The sequence below is a fragment of the Pseudomonas cedrina subsp. cedrina genome (assembly GCF_001983175.1).
Classification (GTDB): domain Bacteria; phylum Pseudomonadota; class Gammaproteobacteria; order Pseudomonadales; family Pseudomonadaceae; genus Aquipseudomonas; species Aquipseudomonas cedrina.
Genome location: NZ_MNPW01000037.1, coordinates 1 through 2,150 on the forward strand (window position 1 = coordinate 1; position 2,150 = coordinate 2,150).

Genomic DNA, 2,150 nt, shown 5'->3' on the forward strand with positions numbered 1-2,150 from the left:
CCGTGCGGGTCACCCACGGGCAATCTGCCGAGGATTATGTGAGCCTTGGCCGGGATGTGGAGAGCCAGGTGCTGGCGCGAGCCTTGCACGCCCATGTGCATCGGCGTGCATTTCTCAACGGGAACAAAACTGTTCTTTTTCCGGCGTCACCGGGTTCCTTTTCTTCGGATCGCATTGGCTGAATAGCTCGCGCAGTTTCATGATTCAAAGCCGTCACGCGGAATGGGGAGGTCGTGTGACGGCACTTGTGGAATCTACGAAGTCACCCAGTGCGACGACAACAACGGCACGCAGTATCTTAAAGCATGGTTGCAATTTCCTGCCTTCAGCTTCAGTCGAAGCTTGATCACACCTTTATTGCTAATAAACCTGTAACGCTTGCTCGGAGTACTCCTCCTGGGGCGGTAATGCTGTGTTGGGCAAACGCTTACTCCCAACCCCCACCAACACGTTTACCGCGCTAAAAAAATCCACAGTTGGAAACCATTTCTGATGGCTTCACCTAGCATCCTGGAACCCGTCAATAACGTTGCCGGCGATTTGTTTTCCAGTTCAGACAGCTACGATCCTGGCCGAAACTGGCAGGTACGCTTCTGGATAATTTTTTCCGGCCAAATCCTTTCTCTGGTCGGCTCGGCGCTGACCCAGTTCGTTCTCCTGTGGTTGATCACAGACACCACTGGCAGCGTATCAGCACTTGCCTGCGCAGGGTTGGCGGCTCTGCTGCCGTAGGCGCTAATCAGCCCGCTGGGAGGCACATTCGCTGATCGCTACAGCCGCCGCGTGCTGATGGTCACAGCCGATACGATTAGCGCGCTGTGCATGTTGGTATTGATCGCGCTGTTTCTTACGGAACGTATCGAACTGTGGCACGTTTACTTAATGATGTTCGTGCGGAGCGCGATGCAGGCCCTTCAGACACCGGCCGCATCGGCCAGTGTGGCAATGCTTGTACCCCGCAGCTTTTTGCCGCGTGCAGCGGGCCTGAGCCAAGCGATGCAGGGCGTGACTCTGGTCGCGGCCGCACCGCTAGGCGCGCTCGCAATCAGCGTGATGCCGTTAGGCTGGGCGCTGTCCATAGACGTAGCAACGGCGTTGCTGGCCTGCTTGTCTTTGCTGATCTACCGCATTCCCCAAGCATTCAACGGCAACCGCACCGGCCTGTCGGGCATATGGAGTGAATTTCGCGAGGGCTTGTATTTGATCTGGAACCACCCCGGCCTGCGCCGCCTTTACGCGCTGATGGGCGCCGTGGTACTCGTCATCATGCCTTCTTTCACGTTGGTGCCTTTGCTGGTCAAGGAGCATTTCGGCGGCGGCGCGCCGGAAGTGGCATTGATTGAAGGATTGGCGGGCGGTGGCATGGTGCTCGGTGGCTTGGTTGTGGCGTCGTTTGCGCCGCGCAAGCAGGTGTCCTGGATCCTGTGGGGATTCGCCACATCGTGCTTCGCGCTAGCGCTGACCGGTGTGATGCCCGCCAACCTGTTCGGCCTCGCCGTGGCTTGGTGGATGGTCAGCGGTCTGACCTTCATTCTTGGCGATGCCCCTTTGACTGCGTTGCTGCAAAGCAGTATTCCCAATCACCTGCAAGGGCGCGCGTTCTCGTTGCTGAACATGGTCATGGGGCTGGCCGCTCCGGTTGGCTTGGCGCTGACTACCCCGCTGGGTGAACTCATCGGCGTGCGATGGCTATTCGTCGTAATAGGTGTTCTAGGCGGACTGATTTGTTTGATGGGATTTCTTTCAGTGGCCGTGCGACGTCTCGGAGACGGCATTGATCACAAGGTATGAGCGGAGGATATGAAGGCCGGCCGGTATCTCCCGACGATCCCCGGGTTGCCAAGTGTTCAGCTCTATCGATAGGTCTTACTGGCAGCTCTTATTGAACTCGCCCAAAACCAATCGGCGACCCACCGATGCCTCGTATACGCGGTGAGGTCGCCTTCAGGCATTCTAATATTCGCCTGATTATCCGATACGCTCGGACGAGAAGGAGCCTGGTGAGGCCGGGAAAACCACGGTCTTGTTCCCGTTGAGAAATGCACGCCGATGCACATGGGCGTGCAAGGCTCGCGCCAGCACCTGGCTCTCCACATCCCGGCCAAGGCTCACATAATCCTCGGCAGATTGCCCGTGGGTGACCCGCACGG

At 57.9% G+C, this 2,150-nt stretch carries 3 pseudogenes; 2 read left to right on the forward strand and 1 reads right to left on the reverse strand.

The annotated features are described in order from the left end of the window. A pseudogene (purU, locus tag BLL36_RS29860) lies at positions 1–182 on the forward strand (formyltetrahydrofolate deformylase); the annotation flags it as partial. A 310-nt stretch (positions 183–492) separates the two neighbouring features. Further along, positions 493–1,791: pseudogene (locus BLL36_RS29865) on the forward strand (MFS transporter). Positions 1,792–1,968: 177 nt separating this feature from the next. On the opposite strand, the pseudogene purU (BLL36_RS29870) reads toward BLL36_RS29865, so the two are convergent. Next, positions 1,969–2,150, reverse strand: a pseudogene (purU, locus tag BLL36_RS29870) (formyltetrahydrofolate deformylase); the annotation flags it as partial.